Here is a 20103-nt window from a genome sequence, read left to right on the forward strand (position 1 = left end):
GACGCCCCCATGTGCTATTGCGCCGCACCGCAGCACCACTAGAGTTCGCGCACCAGCCTGATGCCCGGAGGTGAACGCATGGCCGAGTTCAAGAAGATCCTCATCGCCAACCGCGGCGAGATCGCCATCCGGGTGATGCGGGCGGCGAACGAGATGGGCAAGAAGACCGTCGCCGTCTATGCCGAAGAAGACAAGCTCTCGCTCCATCGCTTCAAGGCCGACGAAGCCTATCGGATCGGCGAGGGGCTGTCGCCGGTCGGCGCCTACCTGAGCATTCCCGAGATCATCCGCGTGGCGAAGATGTCGGGCGCCGACGCGATCCACCCGGGCTACGGGCTCTTGTCGGAGAATCCCGATTTCGTCGAAGCCTGCACCGAGGCGGGGATCGTCTTCATCGGCCCCAAGGCCGAAACCATGCGCGCGCTTGGCGACAAGGCCAGCGCCCGGCGCGTGGCGATGGCCGCGGGCGTGCCGGTGATCCCGGCGACCGAGGTGCTCGGCAACGACATGGACGAGATCCGGCGTCAGGCGGCCGAGATCGGCTATCCGCTGATGCTGAAGGCCTCGTGGGGGGGCGGCGGGCGGGGGATGCGCCCGATCAACTCCGAGGCCGAGCTGGCCGACAAGGTGCGCGAGGGCCGGCGCGAGGCCGAGGCCGCCTTCGGCAACGGCGAGGGCTATCTGGAAAAGATGATCCTGCGCGCGCGCCACGTCGAGGTGCAGATCCTTGGCGACAAGTATGGCTCGATCTACCACCTGTATGAGCGCGACTGCACCGTGCAGCGCCGCAACCAGAAGGTGGTCGAGCGCGCCCCGGCCCCTTACCTTACTGACGATCAGCGCGCCGAGATCTGCGAGCTTGGCCGCCGGATCTGCGCCCATGTGAATTACGAATGCGCGGGAACGGTCGAGTTCCTGATGGATATGGACACCGAGAAATTCTATTTCATCGAGGTCAACCCGCGCGTTCAGGTCGAACATACCGTCACCGAGGAAGTCACGGGGATCGACATCGTCCAGTCGCAGATCCGCATCGCCGAAGGCGCGACCCTGGCCGAAGCCACGGGCTGCCCAGGCCAGGAGGCCGTCACCCTGTCCGGCCATGCGCTGCAGTGCCGCGTCACCACCGAGGATCCGCAAAACAATTTCATCCCGGACTATGGCCGCCTGACCGCCTACCGCTCGGCCACGGGCATGGGGATCCGGCTTGACGGAGGCACGGCCTATGCGGGCGGCGTCATCACCCGCTATTACGACTCGCTTCTGGTGAAGGTGACGGCCTGGGCGCCGACGCCGGACAAGGCGATCGCCCGGATGGACCGCGCTCTGCGCGAATTCCGCATCCGGGGCGTCGCCACCAACATCGCCTTCGTCGAGAACCTGCTGAAGCATCCCAGCTTCCTCGACTACAGCTACACCACCAAGTTCATCGACACGACACCGGAGCTGTTCAACTTCAAGCCGCGGCGCGACCGGGCGACGAAGATCCTGACCTACATCGCCGACATCACCGTGAACGGGCATCCCGAGACGGCGGGGCGGACCCGGCCCTCGGCCGAGCTGAAGGACCCCCGCCCCCCGGCGCCGAAGGGCAAGCCGCAGCCCGGCACCCGCAACCTGCTCGAGGAGAAGGGCCCCCAGGCCGTGGCCGACTGGATGGCCGCGCAGACCCGCGTGCTCCTGACCGACACGACCATGCGCGACGGCCACCAGAGCCTGCTGGCCACCCGGATGCGCTCGATCGACATGATCAAGGTGACGCCGGCCTATGCCGCGAACCTGTCCGGCCTCTTCTCGGTCGAGTGCTGGGGCGGCGCGACCTTCGACGTGGCCTACCGCTTCCTGCAGGAATGCCCCTGGCAGCGTCTGCGCGACATCCGCGAGCGGCTGCCGAACGTGATGACGCAGATGCTGCTGCGCGCCTCGAACGGCGTGGGCTATACCAACTATCCCGACAATGTGGTGCAGGAGTTCGTGCGTCAGGCGGCCGAGACCGGCGTGGACGTGTTCCGCGTCTTCGACAGCCTGAACTGGGTCGAGAACATGCGCGTGGCGATGGATGCGGTGGTCGAGGCGGGCAAGGTCTGCGAGGGCACGATCTGCTACACCGGCGATCTGCTCGACCCGGACCGGGCCAAGTATGACCTCAACTACTATGTCAGCATGGGCAAGGAACTGCGAGCCGCGGGCGCGCATGTGCTGGGGCTGAAGGACATGGCGGGGCTGCTGAAGCCCGCCTCGGCCCGCGTCCTCATCCGGGCGCTGAAGGAAGAGGTCGGCCTGCCGATCCACTTCCACACCCACGACACCAGCGGCATCGGCGGCGCGACGGTGCTGGCCGCCTGCGACGCGGGCGTGGATGCGGTCGATGCGGCGATGGACGCCTTTTCGGGCGGCACCTCGCAGCCCTGTCTCGGCTCCATCGTCGAGGCGCTGCGCCATACCGACCGCGACACCGGCCTCGACATCGAGGCGATCCGCGAGATCTCGGACTACTGGGGCCATGTGCGCCAGCATTACTGCGCCTTCGAGTCCGGCCTGCCCTCGCCCGCCTCCGAGGTCTATCTGCACGAGATGCCCGGCGGGCAGTTCACCAACCTCAAGGCGCAGGCGCGCTCGATGGGGCTGGAGGAACGCTGGCCCGAGGTCGCGCAGGCCTATGCCGACGCCAACCGGATGTTCGGCGACATCGTGAAGGTCACGCCCTCGTCGAAGGTGGTGGGAGACATGGCGCTGATGATGGTGGCCCAGGGCCTGAGCCGCGCGCAGGTCGAGGACCCGGCGGTGGAGGTCAGCTTCCCGGACTCGGTCGTGGACATGCTCAGGGGCAACCTCGGCCAGCCCCACGGCGGCTGGCCCGAGCCGATCCTGAAGAAGGTGCTGAAGGGCGAGCGCCCCTCGCCCGAGCGTCCGGGGGCCCATCTTCCGCCGGTCGATATCGAGGCGGCGCGCGAGAAGCTGCTGTCCGAGATCAAGCAGGGCGCCGAGGATCCGCTCGACTCGGCGGTCGATTCCGAGGATCTGAACGGCTACCTGATGTATCCCAAGGTCTTCACCGACTACCGCGCCCGCCACAAGATCTACGGGCCGGTGCGGACGCTGCCGACGCGGACCTTCTTCTACGGCATGGAGCCGGGCGAGGAGATCACCGCCGAGATCGATCCGGGCAAGACGCTCGAGATCCGGCTGTCGGCGGTGGGCGAGACCTCGGACGAGGGCGACGCCAAGGTGTTCTTCGAGCTGAACGGCCAGCCGCGGGTGATCCGCGTGCCGAACCGGGCGGTGAAGGCCAAGACGGCGGCGCGGCCCAAGGCGCAGGAGGGCAATCCCGCCCATGTCGGGGCGCCGATGCCGGGCTCGGTCGCCTCGGTCGCTGTGACGGTGGGCCAGAAGGTGAAGCCGGGCGATCTGCTGCTCACGATCGAGGCGATGAAGATGGAGACGGGTCTCCATGCCGACCGGCCCGCCACGGTGAAGGCGCTTCATGTCGGCACGGGCGCGCAGATCGAGGCCAAGGATCTGCTGGTGGAACTGGAAGAGTGAGCCATCCGGGGCCGGCGACAGCCGGCCCCTCTTGGCCCAGGATGCGGCGGCCGGTGGCGCCGGTTCAGCCGCGCAGGGCCTGCATGGCCGCCGCATGGATTTCGGGCGACGAGGCCGCGATGACGCGCCCGCCTTCAGGATTTCGGCGACCGTCCCAGTCGGTCATGATCCCGCCTGCGGCCTCGATCACGGCCATCGGCGCCTGCACGTCATAAGGCTGGAGGCCCGCCTCGACGACAAGATCGATCTGCCCCGCCGCAAGCAGCGCATAGGCGTAGCAGTCGGCGCCGTAGCGGGTCAGCCGCACCTGAGTGCTGAGACGGCGGAAGGCGGCCTCTTCCTCGGCGGTGCCGACCTCGGGGAAGGTGGACATCAGGATCGCCTCGGACAATGGCCGCGGTGCCCGCGTCGCAAGCGCGCGCTCACCCAGAGGGCCGCGCACCAGAGCGCGGCCGAAACCGCCCTCGAACCGCTCGCCGATGTAGGGCTGGTCGATCAGGCCGTAGATCGGGCCGGTCTCGTCGGCGACGGAAATAAGCACTCCCCAGGTGGGGGTGCCGCACAGGTAGGATCGTGTGCCGTCAATCGGATCCAGGACCCACGTCAGGCCGCTTTCGCCCGAGCTGACGCCCATTTCCTCGCCGAGGATGGCGTCCCCGGGGCGCCGCCGTGCAAGGATCGCCCTCATGCGTTCCTCGCACAGCCTGTCGGCGACTGTGACCGGATCGAACCGGTCCGTTTCCTTGGTATCCGCCGTGAGGCCGGTGCTGCGGAAATGCAGCAAGGTGGCTTCCCGGGCTGCCGCGGCCATTTCGGCCGCCGTGTCGATGAGTTCGGCGGTCTCGTTGTCAGTGAGCATCTGCATCCCGGCCCTCCTGCGCCCCGCGGGTATCCTGCGGGGCGTTCAGGGTCAAGCGCGGTGTCCCGGCCCGGACACCCGCTCATCCATCGAGCTAGGCCGCTTCGGACAGCACGCGGGCGAGGTCGAACAGGCGGCGACGCTGCGCCTCGGGGATCGCGTAGTAGGAGCGGACCAGTTCGAGCGCCTCCTTGTCGGTGATGCGGTCGCCCTCGGCCTGACGCGCCTGATCGCCCGCACCCTCGAGCCCCTCGAAGAAGAAGCTGATCGAGACGCCCAGGGCTTCGGCGATGTCCCACAGACGCGAGGCGCTGACCCGGTTCATGCCGGTTTCATATTTCTGGATCTGCTGGAACTTGATGCCCACGCAATCGGCAAGCTGTTGCTGCGTCATGCCCACCATCCACCGGCGGTGGCGGATGCGCTTTCCCACATGGGCGTCGACGGGATGTTTCATGAAATGTCTCCGTAAATCTTCCAGCTGTCCCTGCCTCCTTAACAAGCAAATTGTGTGCCAAAGTGGGCGGAATGCTGCTTTTCTTTCCAGAAAAAGTTGTCTTGAAACAAACCTGTCTTTTTGGATATGTCCATTCATACAGACCGAAGCGTCCTGCGCGCAGAGCCCTGTGGATCGCCCGTCGGGCGCACAGAAAAGGCCGCACTCGCCTCAGAGTGATTTTGCGAAATGCAATGCAGTTTGCAATCTTTTCACCGCTGAAATTTTGCAGATCGCAAATGGGGCCGAAGGCTCTGGCAAAAACGACATCCTGATGGTGAGATCCGCCCGATATTCCGCCTCCGAAAGGCCATGAACAGCCCCATGCGCGCCTTCAGACTGACAGAAACCGGACAGGATCCGGCGCTGATCGACCTTCCCCTGCCCGAGCCCGGACCGGGCGAGATCCGGCTCCGCATCGCCGCCTGTGCGCTCAATTTCGCCGATCTGCTGATGATCCAGGGCCGCTACCAGGAGCGCCCGCCCCTTCCCCTTACTCTGGGCATGGAAGTGGCCGGCACGGTCGATGCGCTGGGGCCGGGCGTGACGGGCCCCGCCCCCGGCACGCGCGTCGCGGCCTTCGGCTCCTGCGGAGGGCTGGCCGAGTTCGGTTGCTGGCCCGCCGACCGCTGCCTGCCGCTGCCGGACGGCGTCAGCTTCCGCGAGGCCGCGGCCTTCCAGATCGCCTATGGCACCGGCCATCTCGCGCTGGAGCATCGCGCGCGCCTGCAGCCGGGAGAACGGCTTCTGGTGACCGGGGCGGCGGGGGGCGTGGGCCTCGCAGCCGTCGAGATCGGCCGGCGCATGGGGGCGCATGTCATCGCCAGCGCGCGCGGGGCCGACCGGCTCGAGATCGCGCGGCAGGCCGGCGCGCACGAGACGATCGACAGCGACACGCCCGACCTCAGGGCGGCGCTGAAGGCGCTCGGCGGCGTGGACGTGACCTATGACACGGTGGGCGGTGCGGGGTTCGATGCGGCGCTGCGCGCCTCGCGACCCGAAGGCCGGCTGCTCGCCATCGGCTTTGCCGGGGGCGATGTCCCGCAGGTGCCGGCGAACCTGCTGCTGGTCAAGAACCTGAGCGTGATCGGCCTGTACTGGGGCGGCTACATGACCTTCGCCCCGCAGGTGCTGATGCGCAGCCTCGAGACGCTGCTGGGCTGGATCGCCGATGGCAGCCTGCGCCCGCATGTCAGCCACGAACTGCCGCTCGAACGCGCCGCCGAGGGGCTGGAGCTGCTGCGGAGCCGGCAGGCCACGGGCAAGGTGGTGATCCTGCCCTGACGGCTCAGGCGCGAAGCGCCAGCCGCGGCGCGTCCTCGGCCACCTCGCCCGCAACGTGCCGCGCCACCGGCGCGCCGCCCGCCTGCGCGGCATAGGCGCGGCGGATCAGGTCGGCCAGCACCTCGACCGCCGGGCTGTGCACGGGATCGGCGACATACAGATTGACCTTGCTCGTCTCGAGATCGGGCAAGGCACCGCAATGGGGGATACGCTCCATGTAGCGCGGCTCGGCCCCGGCCAGCGAGACATGCACCGCCAGATCGGCCGAGACACTGGCCTCGATGGTGCGCGAGCTGTCGGACTCCACCGCCATTGTCCAGGGAATGCCCGCCGCATCGAGCGCCGACTGAACCCCCATGCGGAAAATGCAGTTCGGCTCGAAGGCGAGGCGCAGCGGGCGCTGCTTCCAGGCCTGCCCGCCCGGCGCACCGACCCAGACCAGCGGCAGTTCGACCAGCGTCTCGCCGCCGGGCTCCACCGCATCCTCGGTGGTCATGATGACGTCGCACTCACCCCGCGCGAACTGCGCCTTGAGCTTGCGGGTGTAAGACGAGAGCAGCGTCACCCGCATCCGCGGGAACTCGGCCGCGAACCGCTGCAGAACCTGCGGGATGGCGGGATAGACGATGTCATGGGGCACGCCCAGCACCACCTCGCCCTCGTAATCATCATGCGTGAGCCGGCCGAAGACCTCGTCATTCAACGCCAGCATCCGCCGCGCGTAGCCCAGAAGCTGCTCGCCCGCCGCCGTCAGCGTCACCCGGCGGGCCGAGCGATCCAGAAGCGCCAGATCGAGCGCCTCCTCCAGCCGCTTGATCTGCATCGACACTGCCGACTGGGTCAGGTTCAGAAAGCCTGCCGCGCGCGTGACCCCGCCCGCATCGGCAACCGCCACGAAGGACCGCAGCGCGGTCAGGTCGAGATTTCGAGGCATCACGACTCCTGATGGTTGAAGTCAAAAGCATTCATTTTCCAAATGTGAACGATTCGGGCATAAGGATCAAGCGGAGGGAAGGTCCCTCTGGCCATTACCCGACCACCGAAAGGACGGACCCATGTTTGCCTCGCTTCACACAGCCCGCATCGCGACCCGCGGCGTGCAGGCGGGCGGGAGCCTTCAGCGCCTCGTCGCCCGTTTCAACAGCGCGCTCGCCGCCCGTCGCCAGCGCCGCGCGCTGGCCCATCTCGACCCGCATCTTCTGAGCGATGTCGGCCTTACCGCCGACGAAGCCCGCGCCGAGGCGACCCGCCCGCTCTGGGACGTGCCGTCGAACTGGCGCAACTGAGACGTCACGCCACGTCCCCTCCCCCCGGTGCGGACCGGAAGTCCTTGAACTGGGGGGCCAGCTTTCCAATATTGGCGTCAAACAGTGTCCGGGCGACCGGGCACCCTGACGGATCAACAAGGAGAGCACGAGATGGCTGAGTATCAGACGGTGCGTTCGGTCGGCGCAGGCGCCCGGGCGGCCAGGATCGACGAGGGCCTGCGCGCCCACATGAACAAGGTCTACGGGCTGATGTCGGTCGGGATGCTGCTGACCGGCGGCGTGGCCTGGGCCGTCGGGACCAGCGAGCAGCTCTTCTCGCTGCTGCGCGACCCGGTGACGATGAGCCCGAACATCCTCGGCTGGATCGTCATGTTCGCCCCGCTGGTCATGGTCTTCGCCTTCGGCGCGGTGCTGAACCGTCTGAGCCAGGCCGCGGCGCAGCTCTTCTTCTATGCCTATGCGGCCGTGATGGGCCTGTCGCTCAGCTGGATCTTCGTGGCCTTCACCGGCGTGTCGATCGCGCAGACCTTCCTGATCACGGCGATCGCGTTCGCGAGCCTCTCGCTCTTCGGCTACACGACGAAGAAGGACCTCTCGGGCTTCGGCACGTTCCTGATCATGGGCGTGGTGGGCCTGATCGTGGCGATGATCGTGAACATCTTCCTCGCCTCGTCGGCGCTGGCCTTCGCGATCTCGGTGATCGGCGTGCTGATCTTCGCCGGCCTCACCGCCTACGACACGCAGAACATCAAGAACACCTACCTTCAGCACGCCCACAGCGGCGATGCCGAGTGGCTGGGCAAGGCCGCCATCATGGGCGCGCTGCAGCTCTACCTCGACTTCATCAACCTGTTCATGTTCCTGCTTCAGTTCATGGGCAACCGCGAGTAATCGAAGCACCGTTCCGACAGACCGCCAACCCGCCGGGGACCTCCTCGGCGGGTTTTTCCTTGGGTCAAGCCCGGTTCTGTCCTTGAGCCCAGCCCAGTCGCGCCTGCACGGCCGCAGCTCGGCAGGCGCAAACGCAGAAGGCCGCGCCCGAGAGGCACGGCCTTTTCCGCAAACCGGGAAAGACAGATCTTACTTGATCTTGCCTTCCTTGTATTCGACATGCTCGCGCTTGACCGGGTCGTACTTGCGGACAACCATCTTGTCGGTCATGGTGCGGGCGTTCTTCTTGGTCACGTAGAAGTGCCCGGTGCCCGCCGTCGAGTTCAGCCGGATCTTGATCGTCGTCGGCTTCGCCATGGTTTCTCTCCTGCAGTCGGCGGGCAGACGCCCCCCGCAAAAATCCCTGAGGCCCGCCTTTTACCGAGGCTGATGCAGGAGTCAACCGCAAAAGACCCCTGAAACGGCAGGCCGCGGAAGATGAAAAGGCCCGCGCGGCGCTGATGCCGCACGGACCTGACGGGGCGACGTTCGGTGCCTCAGTTCGTGATGCCGCGGAGCCTCTCGGAGCGGCGGCGGAGCAGTTCGACCGTCGCCAGCAGCGCCACGGAGATGATCACGAGAATGGTCGCCACGGAGAGGATGGCGGGGCTGATCTGCTCGCGAATCCCGTTCCACATCTGGCGGGGAATCGTCTGCTGGTCATGCGCGGCCACGAAGAGAACCACCACCACCTCGTCGAACGAGGTGACGAAGGCGAAGAGCGCCCCCGAGACCACGCCCGGCAGGATGAGCGGCATGGTGACCTTGAAGAAGGTCGTGGTGGGGCTGGCACCGAGCGAGGCGGCGGCGCGAGTGAGCGACTTGTCGAAGCCGATGAGCGTGGCCGTCACGGTGATGATCACGAACGGAATGCCCAGTGTCGCATGGGCCAGCACCACGCCCACATAGCTGCCGGCCAGGCCGGTGGCGGAATAGAAGAAGAAGAGCCCGGTGGCCGTGATGATGATCGGCACGATCATCGGCGAAATGAGGATCGCCATGATGGCCCGTCGAAACGGCATCTCGGGCCGCGAGAGACCGAGGGCGGCAATGGTGCCGAGAACGGTCGCGACAACGGTCGAGGAGACGCCGATGATGACCGAGTTCTTCGCCGCCCGCACCCAGGCTGCGTTGTTCCACACATCCATCCACCAGGACGAGGTGCGCGGCGCCTCGGGGTTGGCCATGCCGAAGGTGAGCAGCGTGTCGTACCAGCGCAGCGAATAGCCGTCGGGGTCGAGCGCCAGCATCTTTTCGGTGAAGGTGAAGTAGGGCTCCACGTTGAAGCTGAGCGGGATGATGATCAGGATCGGCGCGATCAGGAACAGGAAGATCAGGGCGCAGATGATGCGATACGCATAGTACCAGATGCGCTCGAGCGGGCTGGCATAGACGGGAAGAGCCATCGGGCGGGTCTCCTGAGGCAGAGGCCGGGGGCGCTGCCCCCGGACCCCCGGGATATTTGGGCAGAGTGAAAGGCCGGTCAGCCCAGCTTGAGATTGTCGATGCCGACCAGACGGTCGTAGAGCCAGTAGAGGATCAGCACGGCGCCCAGCAGCACGGCGGCGAGGGCCGCGGCGAGCGACCAGTTCAGGCTGTCCTGCATGTGGAAGGCGATCAGGTTCGAGATGAGCTGCCCCGAAGCGCCACCGACGAGCGCGGGGGTGATGTAGTAGCCCACGCCGAGGATGAAGACGAGCAGCGCGCCCGCGCCGATGCCCGGCAGGGTCTGCGGAAGATAGACCCTGCGGAAGGCCGTCCAGCTGGAGGCGCCGAGAGAGCGGGCGGCCCGGACGTAGGAGGGCGGGATCGGCCGCATCACGGAATAGAGCGGCAGGATCATGAAGGGCAGCAGGATGTGCGTCATGGCGATGATCGTGCCGGTCTGGTTGTAGATCATCTGGATCCGGTTCGCGTCGGAGATGAGGCCCGTGGCCACGAGCGAGTTGTTCACGACGCCCTGCCCCTGCAGCAGCACGATCCAGGACGTCGTCCGCACGAGGAGCGAGGTCCAGAAGGGCAGGAGCACCAGGATCATCAGCAGGTTCGAGGTGCGCAGGGGCAGCGTGGCGAGCAGGTGGGCGATCGGAAAGCCCAGCAGCAGGCAGAGCACCGTGATCAGGCCGGCGATCAGGAAGGTGCGCTGGAACAGCATGACGTAGACGCGGCGCTCCTGGGGGGCCCGCACGATGTTGCCCTCGTTGTCGCGGGCGAGATCGACCGCGGCGAGGAAGAAGTTCGGAGAATAGGCCTGCGAGACCTGGCGCATGGTGCCCCAGAGGTTCGGGTTGCCCCATTTCGGATCCGCCTCGAGGATGGCCTCCATGTAGGGAGGCTCGAACCCGCGCGCCTTGCGGCCGGTCGAGGTGAAGAGCGAGCGGGTGCCCGGCATCTCGTAGTTCACTCGCGTGCCCACGATGCCGACGGTCCTGGCCTCGGCCGCGCCCTTGAGATCGGCGGCAAGGGCTGCGTAGGCGGTCTCGTCCGGCTCGGTTCCGGGTTCGGTGTCGGCGAACCACTGGCTGAGCTGCGGCATGTTCCGCGCGAAGCCGTCATTGTGGATCGAGCGGTGCAGCATCTGCCCGATCGGCACGATGAAGGTTATGACGATGAAGAGCAGAAGCGGCAGCACCAGAAGGAAGGCGCGGCGCCGCGCGCGGGACTGGGCGCGGCCGAGTGCGGCCTTCAGCGGGCGGCCATCGGCCGTCGTGAGGCGCCCGGGAGCCGGGGCGGCGAGATCTGCGGTTGCGTCGGCCATCTTTACCCTCGCATCAGGGGGGCGGGCACCGGAGTGCGCGCCCGTCCGTATCAGTTCGCCAGCCAGGCGTTGAACCGCTCTTCCAGCTCGGTGTCGTGATCGACCCAGAACTCGTAGGACGAGGGCAGCGCGTTGGTCAGGTTGGCCTCGGCCGTCGGCATGTGCGGAGCCATCTCGGTCTGGCCGTCCTGGTAGAGACCGACGAGGGGGGCCGAGGACCTGCGGGCGGGGCCGTAGCTGATCCATTTGGCCTGGTCGGCCAGCGGCTGCGTTCCGGTGGCAAAAGCCACGAACTGTTTCGCCGCCTCGAGGTTCGGCGCGCCCTTGGGGATCACGAACAGGTCGTATTCATAGACCTGCCCGTCCCAGATCGGCACGAAGGGCTTGTTCTCGCTGACCGCGGCCGCGAAGATCCGGCCGTTGTAGGCCGTCGTCATGGCCACCTCGCCGTCCGCCAGAAGCTGCACCGGCTGGGCGCCCGCCTCCCACCAGATCAGGTCGCGCTTGATCGAGTCGAGCTTGGCGAAGGCGCGCTCGACACCTTCCGGCGTGTCCAGCACGTCATAGACCTCGGCCGCGGGGACACCGTCACCCATCAGCGCCATCTCGAGCGTGGTCTTGGCGCTTTTCCACATCGCGCGCTTGCCGGGGAACGTCGACGTGTCGAAGAAGTCGGCGATCGTCTGCGGCTTCTCGTTCGGGAACTTGGAATCGTCGTAGGCCACGATCATGGAATAGACGATGTTGCCCACCGCGCATTCGCTGAGGGCGCCGGGCAGAAAGTCCTCGGTGGCCGGCGTGCCGTCGGGCGCGGGCGGCAGCATCGCCGGGTCGATCTCTTCCAGCTGGCCTTCGTCACACAGGCGCACCGCGTCCGAGGTGTTCACGTCGAACACATCGACGCTGACGTTGTTCGCCTCGACCATCGCCTTGAGCGGGGTGGCGGGGTTGTCCGCATCCACCGACACGACACTGATGCCGGTCTCGGCGGTGAAGGGCTTGTGGAACGCCTCGACCTGGCTGGTCGTGTAGGCGCCCCCCCAGGACATCACCGTCACCTGCTCCGCCGAGGCGGAGAAGGCCACGGCCGTCAAGGCGGTGGACAGAATGAGGGCCTTCTTCATCAAGTCGTCTCCCATGTTATGCAGTCTCGTTGTTATTGGCCGCAGCCTGCGGCAGGTCCGTTACCACGGAGTTAAAGCGGATCGAGTGCGCGCGCGTCCTGCGGCGCCCAGCCGATCCGTATCCTTTCGCCGGGTTGCAGCATCCGCTGGCCCAGCGTGTTCCGGCTCTTGATGACGAATTCCTCCGAGCCGGCGACCCGCAGGCGGGTGCGGAAGATATCGCCCATGTAGATGAACTCCATCACCTCGGCATCGATCAGGTGGGCGTTCGGCGGCAGCATCTCGGGCTTGTATTCCACCCGTTCGGGGCGGATCGAGACGAGAGTCTTCTGGCCCTTGTGGCTGACGTTGACGGGCGTCGCGTCGATCAGCTCGCCGGTGTCGAGCCGGACCAGCGCGCGGCCCTCGGCGATCTCCTCGATCACGCCGGGCAGGCGGTTGTTCTCGCCGATGAAGCTGGCGACGAAGCTGTTCTTGGGACGCTCGTACAGCTCGTCCGGCGGGGCGAGCTGCTGGATGCGGCCGTCGTTGAAGACGGCGATCCGGTCCGACATGGTCAGCGCCTCGCCCTGGTCGTGGGTGACGTAGACCACCGTGATCCCGAGGCTCTCGTGCAGGTGCTTGATCTCGAACTGCATGTGTTCGCGCAGCTGCTTGTCGAGCGCGCCGAGCGGCTCGTCCATCAGCACGAGCTGCGGGTCGAACACCAGCGCGCGGGCCAGCGCGATCCGTTGCTGCTGGCCGCCCGACAGCTGGGCGGGGCGGCGGTTCGCGAAGGCGCCCATCTGCACCATGTCGAGCGCGCGCTTGATCTTGCGCTCGCGGTCGCTGCGCGACATGCCCCGCACCTCGAGCGGAAACGAGAGGTTCTCTCCCACCGTCATGTGCGGAAAGAGCGCGTAGTTCTGGAACACCATGCCGATGCCGCGCTTGTGCGGGGGCACGGTGTTGATCGGGCGCCCGTCGAGCCGGATGTCGCCGTGGGTGGCGGTCTCGAACCCCGCCAGCATCATGAGACAGGTGGTCTTGCCCGACCCGGACGGCCCCAGCATCGTGAGGAACTCGCCCTGCCCTATGGTCAGATTGAGATCCTTAACGACGAGCGTCTCACCGTCGTAGCTTTTCTGCACATGTTCGAAAACGACGAAACCGTCGTCCTGGGTAGAAGCCACCACCCCATTCTCCCCATCTTGGTCCGGCAGGTTTCCTGCACTCGTTATGATCGTTTAAAACGGAACGGTCCCCGCAATGCAATCTTGTTGTGCACAGGCTGCGGGAGGGGCGGCGGTTGCCACCTTGATGGGCAGGTTGCACGGCAACGCGCGTGCCCAAGCGCCGGGATGCGAACTGACGGGATCCAAATACGACGCATGGGCGACAAAAGCGCCCTCGCCCGCCTTCGGCCGAACCTGAAACGCCGAAGGGCGGCCCGGCGGGACCGCCCTTCGGCGTTTCGTCAGAGAAATGGTGCGGTCGAGAAGACTCGAACTTCCACGGGAGTTACCCCACAGCGACCTCAACGCTGCGCGTCTACCAATTCCGCCACGACCGCACTGCCTTGGCTTGGTGGCGGGTTCTTAGCCAAGCTCGCGAGGGAAGAAAAGGGCTATTTTTGCGCCGCGTCAAAATTGTTCAGAGGGCATGGGAGGCCCCCCTCGGCTTGCGGGTCAAGCCGCGGGTCTTGCGGCAGAAGTCCCGCGCCGAGGCCCTGCCGCAAGGCTGGCGGCGCGGCCCGACTTGCCATAGATCCCGCACAGGGCCGGCATGATCCGGGCCCTGCCGCCGCAGATCGGGAGGAAGGCCGTGATGTCTGACGTGGAATGGTCGGTTCTTCCGGGGCTCAGCCCCTATCAGGAAACACTGTCGGCGATGGAGGCCCGCGTCGCCGCCATCCGCGCCGGCGACGCCCCCGAGGCGGTCTGGCTGCTCGAACATCCCCCGCTCTATACGGCCGGCACCTCGGCACGCCCCGAGGATCTGGTCGAATCCGGGCGCTTTCCCGTCCATGTGGCGGGCCGCGGCGGGCAATATACTTACCACGGGCCGGGGCAGCGGGTGGCCTACGTCATGCTCGATCTCGACCGGAGGGGCCGCGACGTGCGCCGCTTCGTGTGCGCGCTGGAGGATTGGGTGATCGCCACGCTGGCCGAGTTCAACGTGAAGGGCGAGCGGCGCGCGGGCCGCGTGGGGGTCTGGGTCGTCCGCCCCGACCGCGCCCCCGGACCCGACGGCCGGCCCCGAGAGGACAAGATCGCAGCCATCGGCGTGAAGCTCCGCCGCTGGGTGAGCTTTCACGGCCTCTCCATCAACCTCGAGCCCGACCTGTCCCACTTCGAGGGCATCGTGCCCTGCGGCATCCGCGAGCATGGGGTGACGAGCCTCGTCGATCTGGGCCTGCCCGTCACGATGCAGGACCTCGACGCGGCCCTGCTGCGCACCTTTTCCCGATCCTTCCCCGACTGATCCGCATCCCATCCGGGCCAACAAGGCCTCTGCCGACCCGCCCTGAGCGGGCTCTTGAAGGCTGCCCGCCGCACGGGCGCAGCCGCCGCAGGACGCAACGGAACACCCAAGCGCCGCGAGTCGGGTATCTCCTGCCGGGCGCGCCCCTTCTGCGGCACCATGCCACTCAACAAAATCGCCTACTGGCCGAAATTATTGATCCAGATCAAAGTGCGAAGTTGCCGGAGCACTTCCGGCGCTCTACACATAGACGCAGGCGCGGGTGGCGAGCCTGTCCGGCGCCTGCGGGATCGAAACAGCACGCGGGGAGGCGAGCCCATGGCCGACGCAGCCATCCATGGCCACGAGCACGACCGGAGGGGGTTCTTCACCCGCTGGTTCATGTCCACCAACCACAAGGACATTGGCGTTCTCTATCTCTTCACCGGGGGCCTGGTCGGGCTGATCTCGGTGGCCTTCACCGTCTACATGCGGATGGAGCTGATGGCGCCCGGCGTGCAGTTCATGTGCGCCGAGCATCTGGAATCGGGGCTGGTCCGGGGCTTCTTCCAGTCGCTCTGGCCCTCGGCGGTCGAGAACTGCACGCCGAACGGCCACTTGTGGAACGTGATGATCACGGCCCACGGCATCCTGATGATGTTCTTCGTGGTGATCCCCGCGCTGTTCGGCGGCTTCGGCAACTATTTCATGCCGCTGCACATCGGTGCGCCGGACATGGCCTTCCCGCGGATGAACAACCTCTCGTTCTGGCTCTATGTGGCGGGGACCTCGCTCGCCGTCGCCTCGCTCTTTGCGCCGGGCGGCAACGGGCAGCTGGGATCGGGGATCGGCTGGGTGCTCTATCCGCCGCTGTCGACCTCCGAATCGGGCTATTCGACCGACCTTGCGATCTTCGCGGTGCACCTCTCGGGGGCCTCGTCGATCCTGGGCGCGATCAACATGATCACCACCTTCCTGAACATGCGCGCGCCGGGCATGACGATGCACAAGGTGCCGCTCTTTGCCTGGTCGATCTTCGTCACCGCCTGGCTGATCCTGCTGGCGCTGCCGGTGCTGGCCGGGGCGATCACCATGCTGCTGACCGACCGCAACTTCGGCACCACCTTCTTCCAGCCCTCGGGCGGCGGCGACCCGGTGCTTTACCAGCACATCCTGTGGTTCTTCGGCCATCCGGAGGTCTACATCATCGTCCTGCCCGCCTTCGGCATCGTCAGCCACGTCATCGCCACCTTCTCGAAGAAGCCGATCTTCGGCTATCTGCCGATGGTCTATGCGATGGTGGCGATCGGCGTCTTGGGCTTCGTGGTCTGGGCGCACCACATGTACACCGCGGGCCTCAGCCTGACGCAGCAGAGCTATTTCATGATGGCGACCATGGTGATCGCGGTGCCCACCGGCATCAAGATCTTCTCGTGGATCGCGACCATGTGGGGCGGCTCGATCGAACTCAAGACGCCGATGCTCTGGGCGCTGGGGTTCCTGTTCCTCTTCACCGTGGGCGGCGTCACCGGCATCGTGCTGAGCCAGGCGAGCGTGGACCGCTACTATCACGACACCTACTATGTCGTTGCGCACTTCCACTATGTGATGAGCCTCGGCGCGGTCTTCGGCATCTTTGCGGGCATCTATTTCTGGATCGGCAAGATGTCGGGACGGCAATATCCCGAGTGGGCCGGCAAGCTGCATTTCTGGATGATGTTCGTCGGCGCGAACCTGACGTTCTTCCCGCAGCATTTCCTCGGGCGGCAGGGGATGCCCCGGCGCTACATCGACTATCCCGAGGCCTTCGCCACCTGGAACTTCGTCTCGTCGCTGGGCGCCTTCCTGTCCTTCGCCTCGTTCCTCTTCTTCATCGGCATCGTCTTCTACACCCTGACGCGCGGCGCGCGCGTGACGGCGAACAACTACTGGAACGAACATGCCGACACGCTGGAATGGACGCTGACCTCGCCTCCGCCCGAGCACACGTTCGAGCAGCTTCCCAAGCGCGAGGACTGGGACCGCTCGCACGCGCACTGACATGCCCTACGAATGGGTCATCCTGCCGAAGGCCCCGGAGCGATCCGGGGCCTTTTGTCATGCCGACGGCGACGCGCCGGCCTACCGGCTGCACCTGTGGCCCTACCGCTCGCTGCCGCGGCGCGGCTTTGCGGGTTTCATCGGGGCCACCTGCCTTCTTCTGACGCTGCCGCTGGTGGGGGTGCTCGGTTCACCCGTGCTCTGGGGGCTGCTTCCGTTCCTGGCCCTCGCGGTCACGGGCATCTGGCTTGCGCTGAACCGCAGCTATGCCGATGGCGAGATCCTCGAGGAACTGACGCTCTGGAGCGACCGGGTGACGCTCGACCGGCACGGGCCGCGCGGGCGGCGGCAGAGCTGGCAGGCCAACCCGCACTGGGTGCGGGTGACGCTTCACGGCCAAGGGGGGCCGGTGCCCAACTACCTGACGCTCGGCGGTGGCCCGCGCGAGGTCGAGATCGGCGCCTTCCTGAGCGAGGAAGAACGGCTGGCGCTGCTGCCCGAGCTGCGTCAGGCGCTGGCCCGCGGTCGGTGACCCAGGCGCGGCCCGGTCAGCCCAGGCGGTCCTTCACCATCGGGCCCACGGCGCCGAAGTCCATCTGGCCGGTGTAGCGGGCCTTCAGCTCGGCCATGACCTTGCCCATGTCGCGGATTGTCGTGGCGCCCACCTCGGCGATGGCGGCGGCAATGGCGGCCTCGACCTCTTCGGGCTCCAGCTGGCGCGGCAGGAACTCCTCGATCACCTCGATCTCGGCCCGCTCCTTCTCGGCAAGCTCCAGCCGGCCGCCCTCCTCGTAGGCGCGCGCGCTCTCGGCGCGCTGGCGGACCATGCGGCCGAGGATGGCGGTGATCTCCTCGTCCGAGACCATTCCGGCGGCCCCGTCCACGCGGGCCGCGATGTCGCGATCCTTGATGGCGGCATTGATGAGGCGCAGGGTCGAGAGGCGATCGGGCTGTTTCGCGCGCATCGCCTCTTTCATGGCATCCTGAAGCTCTTCGCGCAGGGTCATCCTCATCCATCTCCGTGGCTGTGCGAAACCCGCACCATACAGGCAAGCCCGTGCCGACACAACCACGCCCCGGAAGATCAAGCCATTGATCGAAAAGGATAAGTCATTTCGGTCGCGGCCTTGACCCGCAGGGCCCCAACCCTTAGTGTCCGCCAGATTTTGCCAAGGAGTCGCCCCATGGCCGCCGCCAGCCCCACCGAAAAACCCACGGCCTGCCTCGCACTCGCCGACGGCACCATCTTTTACGGAAAGGGCTTCGGCGCCCGGGGTGAGACGGTGGCGGAACTTGTCTTCAACACCGCCATGACCGGCTATCAGGAGATCATGACCGATCCCTCCTACGCCGGGCAGATCGTGACCTTCACCTTCCCCCATGTGGGCAATGTGGGCGTGACGCCCGAGGATGACGAGACGGCCGAGCCGGTCGCCTCGGGCATGGTCGTCAAATGGGACCCGACCGAACCGTCGAACTGGCGCGCCACGTCCGAACTGACCTCGTGGCTGCTGGCCAAGGGCCGGATCGGCATCGGCGGCATCGACACCCGCCGCCTGACCCGTGCGATCCGCCAGCAGGGCGCGCCGCATGTGGCGCTGGCCCACGACCCCGAGGGCCGCTTCGACATCGAGGCGCTGGTCGCCAAGGCCCGCGGCTGGCGTGGCCTCGTCGGGCTCGATCTCGCCCGCGACGTCACCTGCACCCAGAGCTACCGCTGGGACGAGATGCGCTGGGCATGGCCCCAGGGTTACCGCTCGCGCACCGAGCCGGGCCTCAAGGTCGTGGCCATCGACTACGGCGCCAAGCGCAACATCCTGCGTTGCCTCGCCTCGGCGGGCTGCGACGTGACCGTGCTGCCCGCCAGCGCCACGGCCGAGGATGTGCTGGCGCTGAACCCCGATGGCGTCTTCCTGTCGAACGGCCCCGGCGACCCGGCCGCGACCGGCGCCTATGCGGTGCCGATGATCCAGGGCGTACTCGAGAAGGATCTGCCGCTCTTCGGCATCTGCCTTGGCCACCAGATGCTGGCGCTCGCGCTCGGGGCGAAGACGGTCAAGATGAACCACGGCCACCACGGCGCCAACCATCCCGTGAAGGATCTGGAAACCGGCAAGGTCGAGATCACCTCGATGAACCACGGCTTCACCGTGGACAGCCAGACCCTGCCCGCCGGCGTGAAGGAGACGCATGTGAGCCTGTTCGACGGCTCGAACTGCGGCATCCGGGTCGAGGACCGGCCCGTGTTCTCGGTGCAGTATCACCCCGAGGCGAGCCCCGGCCCGCAGGACAGCTACTACCTGTTCGAGCGGTTCGCAGCCGCCATGCGCGCCCGCCGCGCGGCCTGAGGCCGGCGGCTCCGGCCCGCCGGAGCCGCAGCAAGGCAGAAGCCCCGAGCGTCGCGCCGGGCACCCGCAGCACATCGGTTCGTGACCCTCTCCGGCGCCCTTGGCTGGAACCAAACACCCTTCGGCTTCCTTTTTACGATAACGGAGGGCGCAGGGCCTGCGGCAGGGGCTCGGTCCCGCAAGCGGCCCGCGCGCCCCGCAAGAAGGACAAGCCGATGACCGGATCTCTCCCCAGCCGCCTCCTGCCCGCCCTGACCGCCCTCGCGCTGGTCGCCGCCTGCGCGCCAGAGCCTCCGCCCAGCCGAAGCGCCGCCCCGATGGGGATCTCTCCGCAGATTGCCGCGGTCTATGGCCCGGTTCAGGACGGAGAGCGCGTCATCCCCGCCGTCCCCCCGCAATATCTGGCCGAGCACAAGATCCGCCGCGAGGTCGATTACTGGACGGACCAGCCGCCGGGCACCATCGTGGTCGATCCCTACGCCCGCTACCTCTATCTCGTGCAGCCGGGTCAGCGCGCCATCCGCTATGCCGTGGCCGTGGGGCGCGAGGGCCGCGGCTTCTCCGGCGATGCGGTGATCCCCATCAAGCGCGAGTGGCCGCGCTGGATCCCGACCAAGAGCATGATCGAGGAAGACCCCGAACAATACGGCCCCTACAGGGACGGGATGGACGGCGGCCTCTCGAACCCGCTCGGGGCGCGGGCGCTCTATCTGCACAAGAACGGCAAGGACACCTACTACCGCATCCACGGCACCAACGATGTCTCCTCGATCGGCCAGGCCACCTCGGCCGGCTGCATCCGGCTCTGGAACCAGGACATCCTCGATCTCTACGCGCGCGTGCAGCCCGGAACCCGCGTCGTCGTGCTCACCGAAGCCGAGTCGGGCCGGGGCACGGTGCCGGCCGGAAACACCCTTCCGCCGCGCGTGGCAGGCCTCGACCCGGTGGCGCCCCCCGGCGAGACGGCGGCGACGATGTTCTTCACCGAGAGGTTCTGACAGCGGCCCTGGC

The 20103-nt window shown here is 67.0% G+C and carries 18 protein-coding genes and 1 tRNA gene; 9 read left to right on the top strand and 10 right to left on the bottom strand.

Annotated features, from left to right (window positions below; genetic code table 11):
* The first annotated feature begins 78 nt into the window (after window positions 1-78).
* On the top strand, window positions 79-3543 hold the full coding sequence (locus FG154_RS06565; protein WP_145105639.1) for a pyruvate carboxylase: 3465 nt from the start codon (window positions 79-81) through the stop codon (window positions 3541-3543).
* 64 nt (window positions 3544-3607) lie between these two features.
* Here FG154_RS06565 and FG154_RS06570 read toward each other — a convergent pair whose 3' ends face one another.
* Together FG154_RS06570 and FG154_RS06575 are read right to left on the bottom strand one after the other, a co-directional pair.
* Window positions 3608-4408, bottom strand: coding sequence for an inositol monophosphatase family protein (locus tag FG154_RS06570; protein WP_145105642.1), 801 nt, complete (start codon window positions 4406-4408; stop codon window positions 3608-3610).
* 88 nt (window positions 4409-4496) lie between these two features.
* The gene (locus FG154_RS06575; RefSeq protein ID WP_002722818.1) at window positions 4497-4859 is read right to left on the bottom strand and encodes a helix-turn-helix domain-containing protein; all 363 of its coding nucleotides are present in this window, start codon (window positions 4857-4859) and stop codon (window positions 4497-4499) included.
* Window positions 4860-5222: 363 nt separating this feature from the next.
* Here FG154_RS06575 and FG154_RS06580 point away from each other — a divergent pair, with 363 nt between their 5' ends.
* On the top strand, window positions 5223-6182 hold the full coding sequence (locus FG154_RS06580) for an NADPH:quinone oxidoreductase family protein (RefSeq protein ID WP_145105646.1): 960 nt from the start codon (window positions 5223-5225) through the stop codon (window positions 6180-6182).
* A 4-nt stretch (window positions 6183-6186) separates the two neighbouring features.
* On the opposite strand, the gene FG154_RS06585 is transcribed toward FG154_RS06580, so the two are convergent.
* Window positions 6187-7116 (bottom strand): LysR family transcriptional regulator, encoded by a 930-nt coding sequence (locus tag FG154_RS06585; RefSeq protein WP_145105649.1) that lies wholly within the window; start codon window positions 7114-7116, stop codon window positions 6187-6189.
* Between the two features lie 121 nt (window positions 7117-7237).
* Between FG154_RS06585 and FG154_RS06590 the strand changes: the two genes are divergently transcribed.
* Together FG154_RS06590 and FG154_RS06595 are read left to right on the top strand one after the other, a co-directional pair.
* Entirely contained in the window at window positions 7238-7468 is a 231-nt protein-coding gene (locus FG154_RS06590; RefSeq protein WP_145105651.1) for a YjiS-like domain-containing protein, read from the top strand.
* Window positions 7469-7600: 132 nt separating this feature from the next.
* Entirely contained in the window at window positions 7601-8341 is a 741-nt protein-coding gene (locus FG154_RS06595; RefSeq protein ID WP_011907725.1) for a Bax inhibitor-1/YccA family protein, read from the top strand.
* A 189-nt stretch (window positions 8342-8530) separates the two neighbouring features.
* Here FG154_RS06595 and rpmG read toward each other — a convergent pair whose 3' ends face one another.
* The 6 genes from rpmG to FG154_RS06625 form a co-directional block, all read right to left on the bottom strand.
* Entirely contained in the window at window positions 8531-8698 is a 168-nt protein-coding gene (gene rpmG, locus FG154_RS06600; protein ID WP_002722806.1) for a 50S ribosomal protein L33, read from the bottom strand.
* 179 nt (window positions 8699-8877) lie between these two features.
* Window positions 8878-9786, bottom strand: coding sequence for an ABC transporter permease (locus tag FG154_RS06605; protein ID WP_145105654.1), 909 nt, complete (start codon window positions 9784-9786; stop codon window positions 8878-8880).
* 77 nt (window positions 9787-9863) lie between these two features.
* Window positions 9864-11138, bottom strand: coding sequence for an ABC transporter permease (locus FG154_RS06610; protein ID WP_145105657.1), 1275 nt, complete (start codon window positions 11136-11138; stop codon window positions 9864-9866).
* Window positions 11139-11188: 50 nt separating this feature from the next.
* Complete coding sequence (locus FG154_RS06615) at window positions 11189-12277, bottom strand: ABC transporter substrate-binding protein (RefSeq protein ID WP_186312302.1); 1089 nt, start codon at window positions 12275-12277, stop codon at window positions 11189-11191.
* A gap of 56 nt (window positions 12278-12333) precedes the next feature.
* Window positions 12334-13437 carry an ABC transporter ATP-binding protein gene (locus tag FG154_RS06620; RefSeq protein ID WP_145105665.1) on the bottom strand — a complete coding sequence of 368 codons (1104 nt, stop codon included), beginning with the start codon at window positions 13435-13437 and terminating at the stop codon, window positions 12334-12336.
* A gap of 290 nt (window positions 13438-13727) precedes the next feature.
* Window positions 13728-13814, bottom strand: a tRNA-Leu gene (locus tag FG154_RS06625).
* Window positions 13815-14068: 254 nt separating this feature from the next.
* Here FG154_RS06625 and lipB point away from each other — a divergent pair.
* From lipB to FG154_RS06640, 3 genes are all read left to right on the top strand, one after another.
* Window positions 14069-14725, top strand: coding sequence for a lipoyl(octanoyl) transferase LipB (gene lipB, locus FG154_RS06630; protein ID WP_145105668.1), 657 nt, complete (start codon window positions 14069-14071; stop codon window positions 14723-14725).
* Between the two features lie 318 nt (window positions 14726-15043).
* The gene (ctaD, locus tag FG154_RS06635; protein WP_145105671.1) at window positions 15044-16744 is read left to right on the top strand and encodes a cytochrome c oxidase subunit I; all 1701 of its coding nucleotides are present in this window, start codon (window positions 15044-15046) and stop codon (window positions 16742-16744) included.
* A gap of 1 nt (window position 16745) precedes the next feature.
* Window positions 16746-17276: a DUF2244 domain-containing protein gene (locus FG154_RS06640; protein WP_145105674.1), complete on the top strand. Its 531-nt coding sequence runs from the start codon at window positions 16746-16748 to the stop codon at window positions 17274-17276.
* Between the two features lie 16 nt (window positions 17277-17292).
* Here the strand turns inward: FG154_RS06640 and FG154_RS06645 are convergent, their stop codons facing one another.
* Entirely contained in the window at window positions 17293-17751 is a 459-nt protein-coding gene (locus FG154_RS06645; RefSeq protein WP_145105767.1) for a GatB/YqeY domain-containing protein, read from the bottom strand.
* 177 nt (window positions 17752-17928) lie between these two features.
* Between FG154_RS06645 and carA the strand changes: the two genes are divergently transcribed.
* Both carA and FG154_RS06655 read left to right on the top strand, forming a co-directional pair.
* Window positions 17929-19092: a glutamine-hydrolyzing carbamoyl-phosphate synthase small subunit gene (gene carA, locus FG154_RS06650; protein ID WP_145105676.1), complete on the top strand. Its 1164-nt coding sequence runs from the start codon at window positions 17929-17931 to the stop codon at window positions 19090-19092.
* 215 nt (window positions 19093-19307) lie between these two features.
* Window positions 19308-20090 (top strand): L,D-transpeptidase, encoded by a 783-nt coding sequence (locus FG154_RS06655; protein WP_186312303.1) that lies wholly within the window; start codon window positions 19308-19310, stop codon window positions 20088-20090.
* The last annotated feature ends 13 nt before the right edge of the window (window positions 20091-20103 follow it).

The sequence above is a fragment of the Cereibacter sediminicola genome (assembly GCF_007668225.1).
GTDB lineage: Bacteria > Pseudomonadota > Alphaproteobacteria > Rhodobacterales > Rhodobacteraceae > Cereibacter_A > Cereibacter_A azotoformans.

Coding starts and splice junctions, on each gene's coding strand:
- FG154_RS06615 (WP_186312302.1), bottom strand. CDS start 12,277: ATGGGAGACGACTTGATGAAGAAGGCCCTCATTCTGTCCACCGCCTTG.
- carA (WP_145105676.1), top strand. CDS start 17,929: ATGGCCGCCGCCAGCCCCACCGAAAAACCCACGGCCTGCCTCGCACTC.
- FG154_RS06610 (WP_145105657.1), bottom strand. CDS start 11,138: ATGGCCGACGCAACCGCAGATCTCGCCGCCCCGGCTCCCGGGCGCCTC.
- rpmG (WP_002722806.1), bottom strand. CDS start 8,698: ATGGCGAAGCCGACGACGATCAAGATCCGGCTGAACTCGACGGCGGGC.
- FG154_RS06655 (WP_186312303.1), top strand. CDS start 19,308: ATGACCGGATCTCTCCCCAGCCGCCTCCTGCCCGCCCTGACCGCCCTC.
- FG154_RS06570 (WP_145105642.1), bottom strand. CDS start 4,408: ATGCAGATGCTCACTGACAACGAGACCGCCGAACTCATCGACACGGCG.
- FG154_RS06580 (WP_145105646.1), top strand. CDS start 5,223: ATGCGCGCCTTCAGACTGACAGAAACCGGACAGGATCCGGCGCTGATC.
- lipB (WP_145105668.1), top strand. CDS start 14,069: ATGTCTGACGTGGAATGGTCGGTTCTTCCGGGGCTCAGCCCCTATCAG.
- FG154_RS06590 (WP_145105651.1), top strand. CDS start 7,238: ATGTTTGCCTCGCTTCACACAGCCCGCATCGCGACCCGCGGCGTGCAG.
- FG154_RS06585 (WP_145105649.1), bottom strand. CDS start 7,116: ATGCCTCGAAATCTCGACCTGACCGCGCTGCGGTCCTTCGTGGCGGTT.
- FG154_RS06640 (WP_145105674.1), top strand. CDS start 16,746: ATGCCCTACGAATGGGTCATCCTGCCGAAGGCCCCGGAGCGATCCGGG.
- FG154_RS06645 (WP_145105767.1), bottom strand. CDS start 17,751: ATGACCCTGCGCGAAGAGCTTCAGGATGCCATGAAAGAGGCGATGCGC.
- FG154_RS06605 (WP_145105654.1), bottom strand. CDS start 9,786: ATGGCTCTTCCCGTCTATGCCAGCCCGCTCGAGCGCATCTGGTACTAT.
- FG154_RS06575 (WP_002722818.1), bottom strand. CDS start 4,859: ATGAAACATCCCGTCGACGCCCATGTGGGAAAGCGCATCCGCCACCGC.
- FG154_RS06595 (WP_011907725.1), top strand. CDS start 7,601: ATGGCTGAGTATCAGACGGTGCGTTCGGTCGGCGCAGGCGCCCGGGCG.
- ctaD (WP_145105671.1), top strand. CDS start 15,044: ATGGCCGACGCAGCCATCCATGGCCACGAGCACGACCGGAGGGGGTTC.
- FG154_RS06565 (WP_145105639.1), top strand. CDS start 79: ATGGCCGAGTTCAAGAAGATCCTCATCGCCAACCGCGGCGAGATCGCC.